Origin of the sequence: Paenibacillus caui, from assembly GCF_019904135.1 — a bacterium.
Lineage (GTDB): Bacteria > Bacillota > Bacilli > Paenibacillales > Paenibacillaceae > Fontibacillus > Fontibacillus caui.
Genome location: NZ_JAIOGQ010000005.1, coordinates 72708 through 92436, shown reverse-complemented (window position 1 = coordinate 92436; position 19729 = coordinate 72708). Strand labels below are relative to the sequence as shown.

The 19729-nt window shown below is 49.5% G+C and carries 21 protein-coding genes; all 21 read right to left on the bottom strand.

Annotated features, from left to right (window positions below; translation table 11 throughout):
• Positions 1–27 precede the first annotated feature (27 nt).
• The 21 genes from K7397_RS04680 to sucD all read right to left on the bottom strand — a co-directional run bounded on the left by K7397_RS04680 (position 28) and on the right by sucD (position 19677).
• Positions 28–489, bottom strand: coding sequence for a flagellar basal body-associated FliL family protein (locus K7397_RS04680; protein WP_223066779.1), 462 nt, complete (start codon positions 487–489; stop codon positions 28–30).
• Positions 486–710, bottom strand: a complete 225-nt coding sequence (locus tag K7397_RS04675; RefSeq protein WP_223066778.1) for a flagellar FlbD family protein — start codon at positions 708–710, stop codon at positions 486–488. Before K7397_RS04675 ends, K7397_RS04680 begins: the two co-directional genes overlap by 4 nt.
• Positions 711–766: 56 nt before the next feature.
• Positions 767–1585, bottom strand: a complete 819-nt coding sequence (gene flgG, locus K7397_RS04670) for a flagellar basal body rod protein FlgG (protein ID WP_223066777.1) — start codon at positions 1583–1585, stop codon at positions 767–769.
• A 94-nt stretch (positions 1586–1679) separates the two neighbouring features.
• Positions 1680–2063 carry a TIGR02530 family flagellar biosynthesis protein gene (locus K7397_RS04665; RefSeq protein WP_223066776.1) on the bottom strand — a complete coding sequence of 128 codons (384 nt, stop codon included), beginning with the start codon at positions 2061–2063 and terminating at the stop codon, positions 1680–1682.
• Positions 2060–2593, bottom strand: coding sequence for a flagellar hook capping FlgD N-terminal domain-containing protein (locus K7397_RS04660; protein WP_223066775.1), 534 nt, complete (start codon positions 2591–2593; stop codon positions 2060–2062). Before K7397_RS04660 ends, K7397_RS04665 begins: the two co-directional genes overlap by 4 nt.
• 38 nt (positions 2594–2631) lie before the next feature.
• On the bottom strand, positions 2632–4056 hold the full coding sequence (locus tag K7397_RS04655; protein WP_237690673.1) for a flagellar hook-length control protein FliK: 1425 nt from the start codon (positions 4054–4056) through the stop codon (positions 2632–2634).
• A gap of 48 nt (positions 4057–4104) precedes the next feature.
• Entirely contained in the window at positions 4105–5043 is a 939-nt protein-coding gene (locus K7397_RS04650) for a MotE family protein (protein ID WP_223066774.1), read from the bottom strand.
• A 38-nt stretch (positions 5044–5081) separates the two neighbouring features.
• The gene (fliJ, locus tag K7397_RS04645; RefSeq protein ID WP_223066773.1) at positions 5082–5525 is read right to left on the bottom strand and encodes a flagellar export protein FliJ; all 444 of its coding nucleotides are present in this window, start codon (positions 5523–5525) and stop codon (positions 5082–5084) included.
• A 7-nt stretch (positions 5526–5532) separates the two neighbouring features.
• A complete protein-coding gene (gene fliI, locus K7397_RS04640) occupies positions 5533–6852 on the bottom strand; it encodes a flagellar protein export ATPase FliI (protein WP_273545573.1) in 1320 nt (439 codons plus the stop codon).
• Positions 6839–7687 (bottom strand): FliH/SctL family protein, encoded by an 849-nt coding sequence (locus K7397_RS04635; protein WP_223066772.1) that lies wholly within the window; start codon positions 7685–7687, stop codon positions 6839–6841. Before K7397_RS04635 ends, fliI begins: the two co-directional genes overlap by 14 nt.
• The gene (gene fliG / locus K7397_RS04630) at positions 7680–8696 is read right to left on the bottom strand and encodes a flagellar motor switch protein FliG (RefSeq protein ID WP_223066771.1); all 1017 of its coding nucleotides are present in this window, start codon (positions 8694–8696) and stop codon (positions 7680–7682) included. Before fliG ends, K7397_RS04635 begins: the two co-directional genes overlap by 8 nt.
• A gap of 14 nt (positions 8697–8710) precedes the next feature.
• On the bottom strand, positions 8711–10297 hold the full coding sequence (gene fliF, locus K7397_RS04625) for a flagellar basal-body MS-ring/collar protein FliF (RefSeq protein ID WP_223066770.1): 1587 nt from the start codon (positions 10295–10297) through the stop codon (positions 8711–8713).
• 39 nt (positions 10298–10336) lie between these two features.
• Entirely contained in the window at positions 10337–10651 is a 315-nt protein-coding gene (gene fliE, locus K7397_RS04620; protein ID WP_223066769.1) for a flagellar hook-basal body complex protein FliE, read from the bottom strand.
• 26 nt (positions 10652–10677) lie between these two features.
• Positions 10678–11130 carry a flagellar basal body rod protein FlgC gene (flgC, locus tag K7397_RS04615; RefSeq protein ID WP_223066768.1) on the bottom strand — a complete coding sequence of 151 codons (453 nt, stop codon included), beginning with the start codon at positions 11128–11130 and terminating at the stop codon, positions 10678–10680.
• A gap of 2 nt (positions 11131–11132) precedes the next feature.
• Entirely contained in the window at positions 11133–11543 is a 411-nt protein-coding gene (gene flgB, locus K7397_RS04610; RefSeq protein ID WP_223066767.1) for a flagellar basal body rod protein FlgB, read from the bottom strand.
• Positions 11544–11938: 395 nt separating this feature from the next.
• The gene (gene hslU, locus K7397_RS04605; RefSeq protein ID WP_223066766.1) at positions 11939–13351 is read right to left on the bottom strand and encodes an ATP-dependent protease ATPase subunit HslU; all 1413 of its coding nucleotides are present in this window, start codon (positions 13349–13351) and stop codon (positions 11939–11941) included.
• A gap of 119 nt (positions 13352–13470) precedes the next feature.
• Positions 13471–14013 (bottom strand): ATP-dependent protease subunit HslV, encoded by a 543-nt coding sequence (gene hslV, locus K7397_RS04600; RefSeq protein ID WP_223066765.1) that lies wholly within the window; start codon positions 14011–14013, stop codon positions 13471–13473.
• A 21-nt stretch (positions 14014–14034) separates the two neighbouring features.
• Positions 14035–15357, bottom strand: coding sequence for an FADH(2)-oxidizing methylenetetrahydrofolate--tRNA-(uracil(54)-C(5))-methyltransferase TrmFO (gene trmFO / locus K7397_RS04595; protein ID WP_223066764.1), 1323 nt, complete (start codon positions 15355–15357; stop codon positions 14035–14037).
• Between the two features lie 20 nt (positions 15358–15377).
• Positions 15378–17483, bottom strand: a complete 2106-nt coding sequence (gene topA / locus K7397_RS04590) for a type I DNA topoisomerase (protein ID WP_223066763.1) — start codon at positions 17481–17483, stop codon at positions 15378–15380.
• 70 nt (positions 17484–17553) lie between these two features.
• Positions 17554–18624 carry a DNA-processing protein DprA gene (gene dprA / locus K7397_RS04585; RefSeq protein WP_223066762.1) on the bottom strand — a complete coding sequence of 357 codons (1071 nt, stop codon included), beginning with the start codon at positions 18622–18624 and terminating at the stop codon, positions 17554–17556.
• 123 nt (positions 18625–18747) lie between these two features.
• On the bottom strand, positions 18748–19677 hold the full coding sequence (sucD, locus tag K7397_RS04580) for a succinate--CoA ligase subunit alpha (RefSeq protein ID WP_223066761.1): 930 nt from the start codon (positions 19675–19677) through the stop codon (positions 18748–18750).
• Positions 19678–19729: the final 52 nt, after the last annotated feature.

Sequence of the window (19729 nt, the reverse complement as noted above, 5' to 3'; positions counted from 1 at the left end):
AAAACTTGAAACCGGCTTTATTCTTATTTAAATCGATGTAACAATAAAGTAAGTAATGTCAATCTGAGCCAAGCTTCCTTCCGGCAGCACCTTGTCAATTTGGTTAAGCAGTTCTGTGCACAGTTGGTCTTTTCCTTTGGCTCCGGCAAGCTCCTCCGGCTTCTTATCAGCAAGTGTTTTAATAATAATCGGCTTGACTTTATACTCCGCAATTTTGTCAAAGGATTCTTTTGCCTTCCCATTGTTCAATTGAAATGCCAGATTCATGCTGACGACGTAACTCGGATCCGACAAATTCGTTTTGATATCCTCAATGACAGATGTAGTTTCTACAATTTCTTCAGCCGACAGTTTCTTGAATACCCCCCCTTGCTTGTTAGAAGAGCCTTCAGCCTGATCGGTACCCGGTTTGACGATAAGGAATGCTGCTAATGCGATCAGTGTAATTGATAACAGCATCGTTATCAGCCAAGGAAACATTTTTTTCATGACAATTCCTCCGTTTGTTGCACTTTAATAGTTGCTGCATGAATCCCAATTTCCGTATAGTACTCTTGGATTTTCTTCAGCACCTCTGCCGCCTTCTCCAAAACGATCATTCGCTTGCCGGTCACTAGCGTTATGTAAGTGTCCGGTGTTTCTTCAACGGATTCTATCATTAGGGCATTTATCCAAAATGGAGAACCGTTTATTCTTGTTACTGAAATCATTGGCGCCCCTCCCGGAAATTTCCGGGGAAGGTGCCCCTTCCCCGTCTATTTAATCACTAACGTTTCAGGTTAACGACTTCTTGAAGAACTTCGTCCGAAGTGGTGATAATGCGGGAGTTGGCCTGGAAGCCGCGCTGTGCCACGATCATCTCGGTAAACTCGCCGGTCAAATCTACGTTGGACATTTCAAGCTGTCCGGAGATAATCGCCCCGGTTCCGATTTCGGCATTGTTGCCCGTGGTCGGTTCAAGCGCTCCATCGGCATTGGCATTCAGAGTCATCCGGTACAGGTTTCCTCCAATTTTCTCCAGACCCTCAGGGTTTGTAACTTTTGCAACGCCGATGGAAACTCCGGGAGCGGTTGTTCCGTCAGCCATTTTCTGAACAATTGTCCCGTCCTGGGCGATGGTAAAAGCCGTAACATCTGCACCAATCGTGATAGGTTCGCCACCCGAGTCCATCACCAGCATGCCGTCAGATGTGACGAGATTGCGTGCTGCGTCCAGATGAAAATCCCCGGCTCTTGTCAGATATGGGGTCTCTTGGTCCGGGGAAAGCTTGACCAGAAAGAAACCATCGCCGTCAATTCGGAGATCAAGAGGGTTGTTTGTCGTTTGAGCACTTCCTGACGTATGATTCGTATCGATGGAACCGATCGAAACGCCGAGTCCGATCTGTTTGGCGTTAACCCCGCCAACTTCACCTTCCGTTGGCGCTGTAACGCCGGATACGGTTTGGCTCATAATATCCTTAAACATAACTCTGCCGGATTTAAAGCCAACGGTATTTACATTCGCGATATTGTTGCCGATAACGTCCAGCTTGGTTTGAAAACCGCGCATACCGGAAACCCCGGAATACATGGATCTTAACATTTGACATTTCCTCCTTTTTTACGGTCCAATTGCCTGCATCAGTCGATCTGCAAGCCTGTTGATTAGCTCTCCGTAACCGGGCCAGCTAATGGTGTCAATTAATAATTACCGCGCTGTCGATCTGCGTAAATACGTTATCTTTCATGCTGTTTCCGTCCATGGCTGTTACGACGGTTCGGTTGCCTACGTTAACGATAAAAGCCATGTCCTTCATCAAAATAAGCGATTCTTTCGCTCCCTTGGCAGCTGCGTTATCAATCGCTTGTCCGATTTTACCGAGCTGCTCCGGTCTAAGCTCAATTCCGCGCTGTTCCATGCGCTTGGCCGCATGATTGCTGAAGCGAACCAGTTCATGACCCAGAAGCTCTTTAAATGTAGCACTTCCATCCGAACCGGCAAGCTTGCCGCTCTGCTGCTGCAGTATGCCCGGCTGAAGTCGCCCCGGATACAAGCGTCCTACTTGGATGGGTTCATTCATGACGCACTCTCTGCACCGGAATCCTCAGCACTGCTATCCGAGCCGCTGCCATCCTGTCCCGAATCGCCTGGATTATCGATCTGCAAAATTTGATCCAGCGGAACTTCGCTGCTTCCAATCTTGGCATATTGCACGCCCGACCTGATTACAATCGAATCCACAATGCCTGTCGTATACGTACCGCTTGCGGAAGATCCATCCACATTGTACTCGGATGAACCGTCTGTACTTTCTTGCATCCAGGTTACCTGTTTACCGATCAGGCCCGACACGCTGCCCAATGATTGGTTCATTGCAGTCAGCTGCGAAGAGATATTCATAAGCTGCTCAACGGAAGTAAACTGCGCCATTTGGGCAATAAATTCTTTATCCTCCAGCGGCTGCATCGGATCCTGATTTTGCAGCTGCGTGATCAGAATCTTCAAGAACTGATCCTTGCCCATGGTCTGATTATCTTTCTTCGAAGCGGCCTGCACATTCGAAGCCGAATAATTGGGCCAAGCTACGCCTGTTGGAATACTATCCGCCATCCGGCTGCCTCCTTTCTCATTTTCTTTAAATGTGTAAACTAGGCTTTGGCAATGAACGAGCTTCCGTAATCAGCCTGTTTGGACTGTACTTCACGAACCCATTCATTCCATTCCTCCATCGTATCCAGGGTGGCTAAAGCTTCGTCACCGCCCGTTTCACGGCGTTTGTTGTTTTGACGCTGCTGGGAACCGGCGCCGGATTGTCTTCCATCCTGATACATTTGGGAAGAAAGAGATGAATTTTGAGTAACCTCAAGCTTCTCTACCTGGAGCCCTTGGGATTGCAAGGCAGCTCGCAGCTGGGTCATTTGCTGTTCAAGCGAATCCTTGGCGAAAGCATGCTCGGTTATAAACTGGGCCACAACTTGTCCGTTATGAAGCGTGATTCTTACATCTACATGTCCCAAATGTTCCGGGAATAAGGAAATCTTAGCTTCTGACATGCCTTGCAGCTTTACAATATCCAGCTTGCTGACCACAAAGCCGGTCATTTCCTGCGCAAACCTTTCAACTGGAACGGGCGTGCTCACTTTAGCGGGAGCTGCAGATCCGTCGCGCAGTTGAAGTTGGCCTGCCGTAACAATGTTCGCGCTGTTACCGCCGTTACCTTCAAAAGCATCATGCTGATCCGCAGGATTTTCATCGCCTGCAGTGGCCGCTGCCGTTACTACAGCGTGTGCGGCTCCTTCACCTGAAGCAGATCCGCTGATTGGAAAAACGTGCTGCCCTGGCTGCTGGATCTGCTCTGACGGCAGCTTGACGAACTGGCCCAGCGTTTTTTGCAGCGATTGAATCAGCTCGCTAAAGGACGCGGAGCCTGCACTGCCTTGCGATCCAAGACGGTTTAGCTGCTCTTTAAGCATATGAAGCGTGTCTTGTACGGCAAAACGCAAGGTTTCCGGCTGCGAAGCAAGTAGAGACAGCCCGGTGCCATTGCCGCCTTCGCTTGCCTGCTGCATCTGCGCTGCGTCTGTTCCCTGCAGCAAGAGCATGGCCTGCTGAATCCAGCTTTGCAGCTGAGCGATAAGCGCAGGATCGCTTGCAATGGCTTGATCCAGTTCAGAATTGTTCTGTAAAAGCTCCGAAAGCGCATCAAGAATATTCTGAAGTCCATCCATATTTTGGCTAAGTCCCGTACCGGCGGCCGATTCTCCTTTCGCAAGTCCTGTTAAGGACTCCGCCAGATTCGGGCCAAGCGTATCATCCGCAGATGCAGCTTCTGCAGATGCAGCAGGGTTTAAAATATACTGCAGCAATGTTTTTCCAAAAGCCGAACCGCTGCCGGCAACACTTTTTCCTTTATCGCTTCCATTTGCAGCTGTGCTTGAATTTGCATTCTCCGCTGCACCAATTGCGCTAGACGTTTTCCCCGCCTGCTCTTGGCCTTTCCCATTTGAAGCTGCAACGGTTGATTTGCCTGCGCTTGAAGGCGCGCTGACGGTTGTTCCTGGAATGGTGCTCATTTGATTTCTCACCTCCTTTCACATCCGGTTCAAAGCTACTGCTTCGCTCTATTTGCTCACCAGCTTGTTCAAAATCTTGGCGGCTTCGGCTTCATCCTCGTCGGACATCGCAGCCAATATTTTGGAGCGGGTAGAATCATCTACAGCATGCAAAATACTGAGCGTCTTCTCCGGGCTGATTTTGTCGGTCTGCAGCAGCAACGTGGCCGCTTTTACGGGATCCATGGTTGCAAAGGTTTGACTGATCTGTGTGCTGTCAAGACCTGTTACTGCCGTTGAGGTTTTCGCCGCCAGGCTGCTTAAGCTTTCCTTCTTCAGTCTCGATTGCAGCGCGGCAATGGCCAAATCCTCCGAATCCTCGGCGTCTTTTAGACGGATCGAGATGTCGGCAGCCGTTTTGGGATCCATTTTTTCGAGAATGGCCGCCTTGCTCTCATTGTTCATGGACTTTAATAGAAGAATGTTTTCATCAGTTGTCAAATTGCTCATGATCGCGGCCGCTTTGCCAGCATTCATATCGCTGTACAACTGAGCCAGCTTTTTGACTTCCTTCTGGTAGTTTTGAGCAGCTTCATTTTCGGCAGCCTGGGCCTTCTGCTCATTCTCCTGAGCTACCGTATCCAGCTTGCTCTGCAGTTCATTTACTTTCCGTGTCTGCTGTGCCGTCTGCTCGTTGGCCTTCTGAACTTCCTTCTGCCGTTCGTCCAGCTGAGCCTTCAGTTCCTTGATTGTTGCCTCCGAGCTTTTTTCCTGATTGGCCGGGTTGCTCTTAGCGTCCAGCTTGTCCTTTTCGGAATCGGGAATCCATTGATTCACCACAGGAATTTTATTCAGCAGGCTCAAAGCTTTATCCTGGATATTGTTATTCAGCAGCGTTAGGAGAACGCCCAATAGCACGACTGTGAACAGAATCGGTGTTACAAAAAACAAAAAACGTCCGAATCCCCCGCCAGTCTCTCTCTCTACTTCAAGTCTAGCCTGCGCCAATTTTCAAACCCTCCTTCTCCAAACGTTCGGGACAATGCCTACCTTGCTCTCATGGCAAAACGGACCGTCGCCATTTCGTCAAGCTCGCTTTGCTCCCGGAGAAGCATCTGATGGCGGAAGGCATCCCATGCCTTGTCTTTTGCCTTCAGCCATACTTTCTCGTCCTGCACTCTGGTGCTTAGCTGGACTTTTTTCTTTTCCACATTTTGCTCCGCGCGATTGACATCATTGGACTTATCGGCGATGCAGCGTTCCAGATGATCCGCGTATTGCTGCAGAGCCTGCAGCTTCAGCAGGGATGCTTTCTTCTTCGCTTCCTCCAGCATGGCCACAGCCAGCTTCCGCTTGTCCTCCAAAAGCTGCTCCAGGGTTCTTTGCTCCGCCTGAAGTGCGCCAATCGCCGCCGAGAGAAGCCATTCCGCCTGCGTTTTCTCATTTGTTTTCAAGTCGACCACTTTTTGAAAGGCATAATTAAATTTCATCCTTCAGTCATCCCCCTGCAAACTCTGAAATTAAACGCTCTATGGCTTCCGCAAGCGTAACCTTTTCATCCACCTTTTGTTTCGTATAGCTCCAAATCCCGTCGATCGCTTCAATCGCTTCATCAATCTGGGCGTTTGAGCCCGCTTGGTAAGCGCCGATATTGATCAAGTCTTCCGATTCTTTATACACAGACAGCAATCGTTTCAGATTTTCCGCTGCCTCTATTTGCTCCTCGGGCGCAATATCCTTCATCACCCGGCTGATACTGGCAAGCACATCAATGGCCGGAAAATGTCCCTTGTTCGCTATATTCCGGTTCAGCACAATATGTCCGTCCAGGATCCCCCTGACCGCATCCGCTATCGGTTCGTTCATGTCGTCGCCATCGACGAGAACCGTATAAAACGCGGTGATGGATCCCGTCTTCCCCGTCCCTGCGCGTTCCAGCAGTTTCGGAAGCGCCGCAAACACTGAAGGCGTGTAGCCGCGCATGGCCGGCGGTTCTCCTACGGCCAGCCCCACCTCGCGCAGCGCCATGGCATAGCGGGTGACCGAATCCATCATCAGCATGACATTCATGCCGCGATCCCGGAAAAATTCCGCAATCGTCGTGGCAATCAGCGCGCCTTTCATCCGGATCAGGGCCGGCTGGTCGGAAGTGGCGACAACCACCACTGATCTTGCCAGTCCCTCGGGTCCAAGGTCCCGCTCTATGAAATCAAGCACCTCACGTCCGCGTTCTCCGACTAGCGCAATGACATTGACGTCAGCTGAAGTATTCCGGGCGATCATGCCCATGAGCGTACTCTTTCCGACACCTGATCCGGCGAATATGCCAACGCGCTGTCCCTTGCCAATGGTCAGCAGTCCGTCAATCGCTCTGACACCGATGCTGATCGGCTCTTTAACCCGGGGTCTGGCCAACGGATTGTTTGGCTTGCTAAAGGTTGAGAACTGCCCTATTCGCGATGGAAGCAGCGAACCGTCCAGCGGCTGACCCAGTCCATCGAGCACTTTGCCGAGTAATTCGGAACCTACCTGAACCGTTAGCGGCTTACCTGTTCCGACCACATCGCAGCCTGGCCCGATGGAATGAAGTTCCCCCAGCGGCATAAGCAGCACCTTGTTATCCCTGAAGCCCACAACCTCCGCTTTAAGCGGAACAGACGACTTGCTCGGATAAATTTCGCAGACATCGCCGATGCTCGCATCCGGTCCTTCTGATTCCACCATGAGGCCTATGACCTGGGTCACTTTACCGTTGACTCGAACCGGGTCCATTTCCCTCAAATGCTCGAGGTAACTGTCCAGGTTAAGCTTCATCATCATCTGGTCCCCGCTCCTCAGCGTGCTGCGAAATGCGCAGCAGTTCTTTTTTGATTTCGGTCAGCTGCGTATCAATTCTTGCATCCACGCTGCCGAAGGCTGAACGGATGACGCAGCCCCGATCTTTCACGCTGGAATCCGGAATGATCAGCAGCTCCGCCTGGGAATCAATCACCAGAGCAAGCTCTTCTTTCGCCGCCTGAACAAAAGCGAAATGGGCGGGAGATACGCACAGCGTCAACGTTCCCTGCTCGCTCTTGCGGGAGAGATTCCGTTTAATCAGTTCGACAGCGAATTCCGGTTCAAGCGTCAGCTGATGATCGATAATTTTCTGGGCAATTTCACAGCTTAAAGCTACCAAGAACGGCTCCGCTTCCTGAATAATCTGCTCTTTGCTGCGCTGGGCTGCGGTGAGCACGGACTGGGCTTCGGCCATCATCCGGTCAATCCGTTCCTTGAGATCGTGTTCCGCCTGGAGCTTTCCCTCTTCATAACCCTGATGAAAGCCTTCCGCTTTGGAAGCTTCGATCAGTTGTTCATCCTGTTCCCTTTTTTCCTGCCACCAGGAGTCAATTTGCTGTTTGGCTTCATCCAGCAATTGATGCGCTTCTTCCGCAGCCTCGCGGACCTGCCGTTCGGCAAATTCTTTGGCATCCGCGAGTATTTCCTTTCTTGTCTGTTCCGCTTCATCAATCCGGCGCTGACTGAAAGAATCATGGTCCGATTCGCCATAATCCGCTGAAACTTCCGGTATAGCTTCATAATGCTTGGCGAGGTCCAATTGCTTCAAGTTATCCACGGGAACATATTGGGTAGCTTTAATCAAATTAGACAATGATGTCATCTCCTCCGCCGCGGGCTATGATGATTTCTCCGGCTTCTTCAAGTCTTCGAATCGTCGCTACGATGCGGGTTTGAGCTTCTTCAACATCACGCAGCCGCACAGGCCCCATGTATTCCATTTCTTCCTTGAAGGACTCCGACATGCGTTTGGACATATTTCGGAAAATCGCTTCGCGGACTTCGTCGCTGGCCACTTTGAGCGCGAGTTGCAAATCGGCATTTTCGATATCGCGGATGATCCGCTGAATGGAGCGATTGTCCACGTTGACGATATCCTCGAATACAAACATCCGTTTCTTGATCTCTTCGGCAAGCTCGGGATCCTGGATTTCGAGCGAATCCAGAATCGTTCTTTCTGTCCCGCGGTCGACTCCATTCAAAATCTGTACAATGGATTCGATCCCTCCGGCAGTTGAATAATCCTGCGTCACCGTTGAAGACAGTTTTTGCTCCAGCACCCGTTCAACCTGGGAGATGACCTCAGGAGACGTGCTGTCCATAACGGCGATTCTTCGTGCCACCTCAGCCTGTTTTTCCTGCGGCAGCGATGAAAGAATGGTAGAAGACTGTTCAAATTGCAGGTAAGACAGAACCAAGGCAATCGTCTGGGCATTTTCATTTTGAATAAAGTTAAGAATTTGATTAGGATCCGCTTTTCTGGCAAAATCGAACGGCCGAACCTGAAGCGTTGCCGTCAGGCGGTTGATAATATCGAGCGCCTTCTGCTCTCCGAGCGCCTTCTCAAGGATTTCTTTCGCATAGGTGATGCCGCCCTGCGAAATATATTCCTGCGCCAGACAAATTTGATGAAATTCAGCCATAACCGATTCTTTTTCAGCGCTGTCCACCTTGCGGACATTTGCAATCTCCAGTGTCAGCTGTTCAATTTCATCATCGCGCAAATGCTTGAAAATTTGGGCTGAAACCTCCGGCCCGAGCGTAATCAGCAGGATGGCCGCTTTTTGCCTTCCGGTCAATCCTTGAGTGCTTAATTTGGACAATTGAAAAATCACCTCTATTCTTCAGCAAGCCAAGTACGGAGCAGGTTGACGAATTCGTCCGGTTTTTTCTTGGCGAGGGTCTCAAGTTGTTTCCTTACCTGGTTCTCATTCGTAACACTCTCTAAAGTAACGGACGGAAATTCTGTAGCGACCGGCAGCGGAAGATCTTCTTCTTCCTCTTCCTTCGCCCGTTTGCGGTTCCTGTAAATAAGGAATCCTGCCGTCCCGACCGCGAGCAAGGCAACCGCTCCAATACCCCATAACCACATGCTGGACAGGCCGGTTTTTGGCGCCGGTTGATCACCACTTTGAAATGTTTGCGAGAGTACCGAAACTTTTTGGGCCAGTTGAGCGTCTGTATAAGTAACACCGGAATCAGCCAGATATGAAGCAACGATATTTTTCAAAATTTTGGCTATCGCGTCCTGTGTCGGCTGATCCAAAGAATTTTGTCCCGTTGGTGGTTCAAGAAGTACATTTATGGTTAAATCTTTTACAACGTAAGGACTGGAGACGATATCTCTTGTAATATGATTGACCTCGTAGTTGATCGTAGAAGAGTTTTCTTCCGAGGTTGAACCTCCGCCTGAAGACGAGGATGGATATCCTGGAACATCTCCTTGACCAGTACCTGCAATCCCTCCATCCGGGTTTGCTGTTCCCGAATACGTGTTTTGAACCTTTTGCGCACTGATTTCGATCCCTTTCATGTTCTCTTCATCTACGGGAGTCACTAATTTTTCATTAGATCTGACCTGATCGAAGTTCAGTTTGGAAGCAACCAATACATCAATTTTGTCGGGACCGGTCAATTTGCTTAAAAATTGCTGGACGCTCTGCTTTACGTCGCTCTCGAATTTCTTTTGCAGATTCAGATTTTCCTGAACGGCCCCGGTCAGGCTGCCTGATGTACCGCCCTTGCCGGATGGCAGCAATTCGTTTTCTTCGCTGCTGACCGTAATGTTCTCAATCGGAAGATTTGGAATCGCGGTCTTTACTAAATTGAAATATCCGTCGATATTATCTTGTGTAGGACGAAAGCCCGGTTTAAAATCTAGGACTACGGAAGCAGATGCCCTCTCCTGCTCTTCGCTGCTTGCGAATACATTTTGTGCAGGAAGATTGATAAGTACCTTCGCATTCTGTACGCCGTTCATTCTTTCAAGCAGCTGTTCAACTTCGCCGTTCAGCGCGCTCTTGTATTTCACATTAAATTCTTGATCCGTCATGCCGATTACGGACGAGCTGGATCCGAACGCTTTGTCAAAACCGATTGAACCGCTCTGCAGCATGCCTTGAGAGCCGATATCCACCTTGACGCGGGCGGCATCGGTACTTGGAACAGAGATGCTTGCACCATCGCTGCTCAGCTTGTAAGGAGTACCGTTGCTGTCCAGGTAGGTCATGATTCCTGCGGCATCTGTAGAATCAAGCCCTGTGAAGGCTACTTCATAGTCAGTCTTGGAAAACTGTATCGTCAGAAGAATGATTGCCAGCAAGATGATGCCGACCGTTGAAATAAATAGCGTTTTTTGTTTTTTGCTGAAATTATTCCAGTATTGAACTACTTTTTCCCTATACTGGGCGATTCTCTCATTCACATTGTCACCTCATCCGAAACTTTGCTTTACTGTTACAAGTTACATTTGGGTTCGCATTATCTCCTGATAGGCTTCGATTACTTTGTTACGAACTTGGGAAGTAAGCTGCAAACTCAGCAAAGCCTGTTCCGATCCAATCATGACCTGATCAATATTCGCTTGGCCTAGCATAAACTGGTTATTCAGGGTTTGAACATTTTGTTCCTGTGCGGAAACTCCGTCAATGGCGTCTTTTAAAAAGGATCCAAATTCTTTAACGGCTTCCGAAGGCGTCTTTTCAACAGCTGCAGATGCAGTTTGCGGCTGAATGAGATTAAGCGACTGAATGACCGAATTAGTCGCATTTTGGAACATGATTAAGCACTCCCTTTCTGTATTGTTTATTTGCCAATTTGCAGCGCTTTTGTAACCATCGCTTTGGATGCATTCAACGCCGTTACGTTTGCCTCATAGGAACGAGATGCTGAAATCATGTCAACCATCTCTTTCACGATGTCAACATTAGGCATATAAACATAACCTTGGCTGTCAGCATCCGGATGCGTCGGATTGTAAACCGGCTTAAAAGCCGATGGATCACCCTCGATCGCTGTAACCTTAACCCCTTGTCCCGGAGTTTTCTGTCCCCCCATCGCCCTGTTCAATGCATGGTCAAAGCTGTTCTGCTGGGACGAAAGAACTACCATTTTGCGACGGTATGGAACAGCCTTTCCGTCTACAACTGAAGCTCTGCTCGTCTCTGCGTTAGCAATGTTAGAAGAAATAACATCCATGCGTAAGCGTTGCGCGGTTAGAGCCGAAGAACTAATATCAAAGCTGTTGCTGATTTTCATAATCAGACATTCCCTCCTACTGCTGTCCGCATCATTTTGATCTGATAGTTAAGTTGCTCTATGTAGGAATTGTACCTCAGCTGATTTTCAGCAAGTAAAGACATCTCACGATCTATGTCCACATTGTTTAAATTATTGTTCATCGCTGTAGTCTCATCGGTAGCTACTTTCGCTGTAGGTACATTGGAGCTTGGTCCGATCACAAAGTGTCTGGGGTCTGTACGAAAGCCAACCAGTTGGTTCGTTCCGCCCTTCATCTCGTTCTGAAGCAACGATTCAAATGAGACTTCGGACCTTTTAAACTTAGGTGTATCCACATTGGCAACATTGTTAGCAATCACATCCTGCCGTAAATCTGCTGCCTGAATCGCATTTTGCAGTCGGTCAAAACTGGTTCCGTTTAGTAACTGCATCCCTTCACTCTCCTCCTAAATCCCTAACTTGATTAGGTACTTTTGAGATATTCTACATTTTTCGATAAATTCCTCTTTTTCTCGACAATAGGTTTCAGAAGTTTATTTCTTACGTCCTATTATGGAAAAAAATTCTTCGACATCGCATAACCTAAGTTTCGTAGAGTTTGTAATATAATACAATAAGAAAAAAGGACTATCTTTTCTGAAAAAATGGTATTTTTTTGTACTTTCTAACATTAATTTCGGGAAAGTGACTAAAAAAGCGCTATAAATCGACATTTTTAGGCTGCGAACGCTGTCAAAAAAAGATACCGACTAACGTCCGGAGTACCGTAGGACGTTGGTCGGTATCTTTGATTTTTGTGGATTTCTGTGACTATTGGCTTAGAGACTCACAGAATATATTGACTAAGATCACGGTCTTCTGCAATGTCTCCGAGCTTCTCTTTGACATATTGCGGCGTGATGACAAACTGCTCAAGGTTAAGCTCTGGGGCTTCAAAGGAGAGGTCCTCGAGCAGCTTCTCCAATATGGTATGCAGCCTGCGGGCTCCGATATTCTCATTGTTTGCATTAACCGAAGCCGCGATGCTGGCAATTTCCCGGATCGCGTCGGGTGAAAATTCTACCCGGATATTCTCGGTTGCAAGCAGCTCGGAATATTGCTTGGTAAGCGCGTTTTGCGGCTCCGTTAAAATTGACACAAAATCGTCAAGAGTTAGGCTGCTCAGTTCAACTCGAATCGGAAATCTGCCCTGAAGCTCGGGAATCAGATCGGATGGCTTGGCGATGTGGAAGGCTCCAGCGGCGATAAACAAAATAAAATCCGTTTTCACGGGTCCATACTTCGTCATAACCGTCGATCCTTCGACAATAGGAAGAATGTCCCTTTGAACGCCTTCCCTGGAAACATCGGGACCTGAGCCCTGTCCCTTGCTGGCTACCTTGTCAATTTCATCAATAAATATAATCCCGGCCTGCTCCGCACGGCTGACCGCCTCCTGGATGAGGTCCTCCTGATCGATCAGCTTATTCGCTTCCTCCTGGGTGAGCACCTTACGGGCTTCCTTGATCGGAAGCTTTCGTTTCTTTGTCCGCTTTGGCATAAAGCTGCCCAGCATTTCCTGCATATTCATGCCAAGCTGGTCGCCCCCTTGTCCGGACAACATATCCAGCATGGTCGGCGTATTGTCCTCCACTTCAATCTCGACCATATCCTCTTCCAGACCGCCGGAAAGCAGCTTGAACCGAACCTGGCGACGTCGCTCAGCCAGCCCGGCATCCTGCTCCTCAGCGGCCTCTTTGGCGGTGTTGTCCTGGGAGGCGTTATTATTCGTTCCAAAAATAAATTCAAACGGATTGCGCTGTGCTTTAGCTTTGGACTCGGATGGAACAAGAATGTGAACAAGCCGTTCATTGGCAAGCTCTTCCGCTTTGTCTTTAACCTTTTCCGTACGCTCCTCTTTCACGATGCGGATTGAGGTTTCAATTAAATCACGAACCATGGACTCCACATCCCGGCCTACATAGCCGACTTCGGTAAATTTGGTCGCTTCCACTTTGACAAAGGGCGCCCCTACGAGCTTGGCCAGCCTTCTGGCAATTTCCGTTTTGCCGACGCCTGTAGGGCCGATCATCAGGATATTTTTGGGCACGATTTCATCCCTGACTTCATCGCTGAGCCGGCTGCGGCGATACCGGTTGCGAAGCGCGACAGCGACGGATTTCTTAGCCTGCTTCTGACCGACGATATATTTATCCAATTCGGCAACGATCTGTCTTGGCGTCAATGATTGGTTCTGCATATGTCCCTCCTGAAAAATCGGACAAACTGCTCCATAACGCATAGGTTCGCGTCTGAAACAAGCCTGACCGAAAAATTTCAAAAACCTTTTTACGGTTAAGCAGCCCTATCCAAATTTTATTAAAGTTCTTCAACAATAATGTTATGATTCGTATAAACACAAATATCTGCAGCGACTTTCAGGGCTTCATAAGCCATTTCCTTGGCATTCATATCCTTGACATGCCGTTTCAAAGCACGCGCAGCAGAGAGGGCGTAGTTGCCGCCAGAGCCGATAGCCAGCACATCATCATCGGGTTCGATGATTTCACCGCCGCCGGAAATAAGCAGCATTCCGGTCTTATCCATAACGATCAGAAGGGCTTCAAGCTTGCGAAGCACCCGATCCTGTCTCCATTCTTTGGCAAGTTCGACTGCAGCACGCTGCAAATTGCCATGGTGCTCCTCCAGCTTCCCTTCGAATTTTTCGAACAGGGTAATCGCATCAGCAACAGAACCCGCAAAACCCGCCAAAACCTGTCCGCGGTACAGACGGCGGACTTTCTTGGCCGTATGCTTCATGATGACGTTTTCTCCGAATGTAACCTGCCCGTCCCCGGCAATTGCTCCCTGGCCGTTATGTCTTACTGCACAAATCGTTGTTGCATGAAAAGACAATTCCATCAGCAAGCACCTTCCTTTTGGTTAAATGACCTCGACTGAAGCAATAAAAGATTGAAGCGACCCCAGCGCACGGCGAGCCAGCGCCTCGTTCTTTTCTTTCTTCTGGCGGATACGTGTTTCAAGCTTGGGAAACAGGCCGAAATTCGCATTCATCGGTTGAAAATGTTTAAAATCTGCTGTAGTAATATACCGGGCCATACTTCCCAGCGTCGTATCTTCCGGGAACACAATGCCGTCTTTGCCTGCAGCGACCCGGGCTGCATTAATACCGGCGATCAGCCCGGAAGCGGCTGACTCGACATAGCCTTCCACTCCCGTCATTTGTCCGGCGATGAACAGGTCGGGACGTTTCTTGAATTGATAGGTAGGTTCAAGAAGCTTGGGGGAATTGATGAAAGTATTGCGATGCATAACGCCATACCGAACAAACTCCGCATTTTCCAGGCCCGGAATCATGGAAAATACCCGCTTCTGCTCGCCCCACTTCAGATGAGTCTGGAATCCGACCATATTATACAGCGTTCCGGCAGCATTGTCTTGACGCAGCTGCACAACCGCATAGGGCAGAGTTCCCGTATGCGGATTAACGAGCCCCACCGGTTTCATCGGCCCAAACAAAGCGGTCTGCTTGCCGCGCTTCATCATGATTTCGATCGGCATGCAGCCTTCAAAATAAACTTCCTTCTCAAACTCTTTCAGCTGTGCCACCTCGGCGGAGACAAGCGCATCATAAAAAGCGTTGAATTCCTCTTCATTCATCGGACAATTCAAATAGGCCGCCTCACCTTTATCATAGCGGGATGCCAGATAAACTTTGCCCCTATCGATTGAATCTTTTTCAATAATCGGAGCCGCAGCATCATAAAAGTAAAAATATTCTTCGCCCATCAGGCTTTTGATTTTCTCCGAAAGCGCCGGGGAAGTAAGAGGGCCTGTGGCAATAACCACAACCCCCTCCTGAGGTATATCCTGAATTTCTTCATGGACTACATTGATGAGCGGATGCTCATGCAGCGTCCTTGTAATCTCTCCTGAAAAACCGTCGCGGTCAACGGCCAGCGCGCCACCTGCAGGAACCGCATTCCGATCCGCTGAACCAAGTACCAGGGAATTCAGCATTCTCATCTCTTCTTTAAGGACGCCAACCGCGTTGGTCAAGCCGTTTGCCCGCAGAGAGTTGCTGCACACCAGCTCGGCAAATTGATCCGTATGATGAGCCGGGGTTTTGACCACAGGGCGCATTTCATATAAAGTAACAGGCACACCGCGGCTTGCAATCTGCCAGGCAGCTTCGCTGCCCGCCAGACCTGCGCCGATAACGGTTACCCTATTTGGTTCTGTCAATTTTTACAACCTCCAATATGTTAAACCTCTGATGCCTCGTCGCCCTCTTCCTCCACGATCTCGCTGTGATCGCAAGCCGTACACTGGAGCTTGACCCCCTGTTTGCTTCTCTTCTCGACCATCAGTGAACCGCATTCAGGACAAAGCTTCGCTGAAGGTTTATCCCATGAGACAAAATCGCACTCCGGGTATCTGCTGCAGCCATAGAATACGCGGCCTTTCTTGCTGCGGCGCTCAACGACATGGCCTTCCTTGCATTTGGGACAGGTCACACCGATTTCTTTGACAATTGGCTTCGTATTCCGGCATTCCGGGAAACCCGAACACGCCAAAAATTTTCCGAAGCGCCCCAATTTATAAACCATAGGTTTGCCGCACTTCTCGCAAATCTCATCAGACACTTCATCTTCGATTTCAATTTCTTTCATCTCTTCTTCAGCGACTTCCAGCCGCTTCTCAAAGGAACCGTAAAATTCGCCGAGAACGCGAACCCAATCTTCCGTGCCTTCCTCGACATGGTCGAGATCACCTTCCATGTTCGCCGTAAATTCTACATCCAGAATTTCAGGGAAAAATTGTTCCATTTGCTCGATAACCAATTCTCCAAGCTCGGTTGGAACAAATTTCTTCTCTTCTATCGCTACGTATCCGCGTTTCTGGATCGTTTCAAGCGTAGGGGCATAAGTAGACGGGCGTCCAATTCCGAGCTCTTCCAGCGTTTTGACGAGCCTCGCTTCCGTATACCGGGGAGGGGGCTGGGTAAAATGCTGCTTGGGCTCGATATTTTCCTTTTGCAAGCGGTCACCTTCATGAAGAAGCGGGAGAAATTTGTCGTCTTCCGAAGCTGCGGAATCGTCGCTTCCCTCCACATAAACCTTCATAAAGCCGTGGAAGCGGATTTTGGATCCAACCGCCCGGAAGGTGACTTCACCTGCTGCAATGTCTACGGACATCGTGTCCAGAACGGCCGAGGCCATCTGGCTTGCCATAAAGCGTTCCCAAATCAGCTTATAAAGCCGGAATTGATCCTTGCTCATGAAGGCCTTGACCGATTCCGGATCTCTTGAAACAGAAGTTGGGCGGATCGCTTCATGGGCATCCTGCGCATTGGCCGCTTTCTTCGAATATTGGCGCGGCGACTCCGGCGCAAAGTCATTTCCGTACTTCTCCAAAATGAATTCCTTGGCTTCCGACTGAGCCGATTCGGCAATCCGGGTCGAGTCCGTACGCATATAAGTGATCAGACCTACCGTACCTTCTTTGCCGAGGTCTACCCCTTCATACAATTGCTGGGCGACGGACATCGTCTTGGCAGCGCGGAAGTTCAGCTTGCGTGCAGCCTCCTGCTGCAGCGAACTTGTCGTAAACGGCGGAGCGGGATGTCTTTGTCTTTCCTTTTCTTTAACAGCGCCAACCGTGTATTCCGCGCCTTCAATCGCCTTCAGAACTTCTTGTACGTCAGCTTCGCTGTGAAGCTCCTTTTTCTCTCCCGCAAACTTGTGGAACTTGGCTTCAAATACGCTGTCTCCCGTTTTGAGAGAAGCCGTGATGCTCCAGTATTCCTCAGGCACAAATTCCGAAATTTCATTTTCCCGGTCCATAATAATTTTGACCGCTACGGATTGAACACGTCCCGCCGACAGCCCCTTCTTTACTTTCTTCCATAAAAGAGGACTGATTTTGTAGCCGACAAGCCGATCCAAAATGCGCCGTGCCTGCTGTGCATTAACAAGGTCCATATTGATTTGCCGCGGGCTTTTGAAAGCGTCTTTCACAGCCTGCTTCGTAATTTCGTTAAATACGACCCGGCAGCTTTCTCCTTCATTCAAATCCAGCACGTGGGCCAAATGCCAGGCAATGGCTTCTCCCTCGCGATCAGGGTCGGCTGCCAGATAGACTTTCTTCACCTTTTTGCTGGCGTCCTTCAATTCCTTAAGTACAGAGCCTTTACCGCGAATCGTTATATATTTTGGATTAAAATCATTTTCAATTTCAACGCCGATTTGACTTTTCGGCAAATCGCGGACATGGCCCATGGAGGCTTTGACGATAAACTTGCTGCCCAAATACTTGCCGATCGTCTTTGCCTTGGCCGGTGATTCCACGATTACTAGTGAATCCGCCACAGGATGTTCCTCCTCTCCTACATACATAGTTAAGCTTGATTTCATTCACGTCTGCTTTGCTGTTCACAGACTAAACCAATTTATAAATGGAGCCTGGCAGTTGAACCGCCTGCTTTTTTATGATTAAAGATAACAGAACTGAATGCAAAAGTCCAAACTCCCAGCTAGTCAGGGCCAGAAGCTCATCAAAGCTTCGGTTTCCCTGCTCCAACATATGGTATATGCGCTGTTCCTCTTCTGTCAACTTGTTTCCATTTTCCATTTGCACAGGAGCCGGCCTAAATCCGTATTCTTCCAAAATATCCGATGCCTCCGTTACAAGCTTGGCTCCCTGCTTGATCAGATTTAGAGCTCCTCTGCTTTTGGGCGAAGTGATCGGGCCGGGAACGGCAAACACATCCCGATTGGCCTCAAGCGCGCTATCGGCCGTGATGAGCGATCCGCTTCGCAGATCCGCTTCCACCACGACTGTGCCGCGGGAGAGCCCAGCAATAATCCGGTTGCGCTGCGGAAACAAACCGGGATGGGGCGGCGTGCCAACCGGATACTCGGATATGATAAGCCCTTTTTCGCCGATTTCCCGGTAAAGCGAGTAGTTCTCGGGAGGATATGGCTTGTCGATCGCCGTACCCAGCACCGCTGTTGTAAGCCCGGAGGCGCGAAAAGCCGCCTCATGACAAATTCCGTCAATCCCTCTCGCCATGCCGCTGACGACATTGATCCCTTGGCTAGCCAGCGTCCCAGCCAGCATTTCGGCTGCCTTTCTGCCATAAGCTGTAGGCACCCTGGTCCCGACGAGCGCAATGCATAGCGAAGCAAGCAGCTCGATTCGTCCTATCGTATACAATACCCAAGGCGGTCTAGGCGTTTCTTTCAATAATATGGGGTACTCGGCATCAAATGGCGTCACCGGTATTATCCCCTTGTTCTTAAGATTATCTTCATATTCTAGAACATATTCTTCCCGAACCGTATGCGTAAGTCCTCGGGCGGCTGCGGCTGCGACGCCCCGCTCAATCCAATCGGATTCGCCAAAATTTTCGGCCATAGGCAAATCTCGATGCTCCATTAACTGCGATATCGTTTTCCAGCCGATCCCTTTGCTGTGATGCAGTCCAATTAGCACTTTTCGCAGATCCATTTTATCCATCAGCATCCTTTCCATAGAGCTCAAAAGCCGGCAGACACAAATAAGCAACCTTCCATTCCTGTTATTAGGATAAGAAGGTTGCTTACCTTTGCCTGGACAGTTTTGCAGCCTTTATTAATGTACCTGGCAGCCCTGCAGCAATCCCCTGGATTCCAGCACTTCGATTAGCGTTGAGCCCATTTCCGCAGGAGTCGGCGCCACCTTAATGCCGCATGTCTCCAGCTTTTCGATTTTCTCTTTCGCCGTCCCTTTTCCACCGGAAATAATGGCTCCTGCGTGCCCCATCCGCTTGCCTGGGGGCGCCGTAACACCGCCAATAAAGCCAACAACAGGTTTCGTCATATTGTCGCGTACCCATTCCGCGGCTTCCTCTTCCGCGGTTCCGCCGATTTCGCCGATCATGATAACTGCATGCGTATCCGGATCCTCGTTGAAGCGGGATAAAATATCAATGAATTCCGAGCCTTTGACAGGGTCTCCGCCAATCCCGACCGCCGTCGACTGGCCCAGTCCGCGCGTGGACAATTGGTGTACCGCTTCATAAGTAAGCGTTCCGCTTCGGGATACGACGCCTACATGTCCAGGCTTGTGAATATAACCGGGCATGATCCCTATTTTGCATTCGCCGGGTGTAATGACGCCTGGACAGTTGGGACCGATGAGGACGGTTCTCTTGCCTTCCATAAACCGTTTCACTTTCACCATGTCCAGAACCGGAATGCCTTCCGTAATGCAAATGACGAGATCAAGCCCGGCCTCTACCGCTTCAATAATCGAGTCGGCAGCAAATGCGGGGGGAACATAAATTACACTTGCCGTAGCCCCTGTCGACTCCTTGGCCTCCATCACGGAATTAAAGATCGGCAGGGTGACGGTCTGACCGCCTTCCAGTTCAATATCGATCGTCGTTCCGCCTTTGCCCGGCGTAACACCGCCTACCATTTGCGTTCCGTATTCAAGCGCGCCTCTCGTATGAAACAGCCCGGTTGCTCCGGTTATACCCTGGGTAATGACTTTTGTATATTTATTGATCAAAATGCTCATTTTAAAGGCCTCCTTCATAGTCAGGCAATTCTTCCAGCTTTATATGGATGAA

Bases quoted from the DNA above. Each gene is read 5' to 3' on its own strand.
- K7397_RS04680 (WP_223066779.1), bottom strand. From the start codon at position 489: ATGAAAAAAATGTTTCCTTGGCTGATAACGATGCTGTTATCAATTACA.
- K7397_RS04675 (WP_223066778.1), bottom strand. From the start codon at position 710: ATGATTTCAGTAACAAGAATAAACGGTTCTCCATTTTGGATAAATGCC.
- flgG (WP_223066777.1), bottom strand. From the start codon at position 1,585: ATGTTAAGATCCATGTATTCCGGGGTTTCCGGTATGCGCGGTTTTCAA.
- K7397_RS04665 (WP_223066776.1), bottom strand. From the start codon at position 2,063: ATGAATGAACCCATCCAAGTAGGACGCTTGTATCCGGGGCGACTTCAG.
- K7397_RS04660 (WP_223066775.1), bottom strand. From the start codon at position 2,593: ATGGCGGATAGTATTCCAACAGGCGTAGCTTGGCCCAATTATTCGGCT.
- K7397_RS04655 (WP_237690673.1), bottom strand. From the start codon at position 4,056: ATGAGCACCATTCCAGGAACAACCGTCAGCGCGCCTTCAAGCGCAGGC.
- fliJ (WP_223066773.1), bottom strand. From the start codon at position 5,525: ATGAAATTTAATTATGCCTTTCAAAAAGTGGTCGACTTGAAAACAAAT.
- fliI (WP_273545573.1), bottom strand. From the start codon at position 6,852: ATGATGAAGCTTAACCTGGACAGTTACCTCGAGCATTTGAGGGAAATG.
- fliE (WP_223066769.1), bottom strand. From the start codon at position 10,651: ATGTTCCAAAATGCGACTAATTCGGTCATTCAGTCGCTTAATCTCATT.
- flgC (WP_223066768.1), bottom strand. From the start codon at position 11,130: ATGAAAATCAGCAACAGCTTTGATATTAGTTCTTCGGCTCTAACCGCG.
- flgB (WP_223066767.1), bottom strand. From the start codon at position 11,543: ATGCAGTTACTAAACGGAACCAGTTTTGACCGACTGCAAAATGCGATT.
- hslU (WP_223066766.1), bottom strand. From the start codon at position 13,351: ATGCAGAACCAATCATTGACGCCAAGACAGATCGTTGCCGAATTGGAT.
- hslV (WP_223066765.1), bottom strand. From the start codon at position 14,013: ATGGAATTGTCTTTTCATGCAACAACGATTTGTGCAGTAAGACATAAC.
- dprA (WP_223066762.1), bottom strand. From the start codon at position 18,624: ATGGATCTGCGAAAAGTGCTAATTGGACTGCATCACAGCAAAGGGATC.
- sucD (WP_223066761.1), bottom strand. From the start codon at position 19,677: ATGAGCATTTTGATCAATAAATATACAAAAGTCATTACCCAGGGTATA.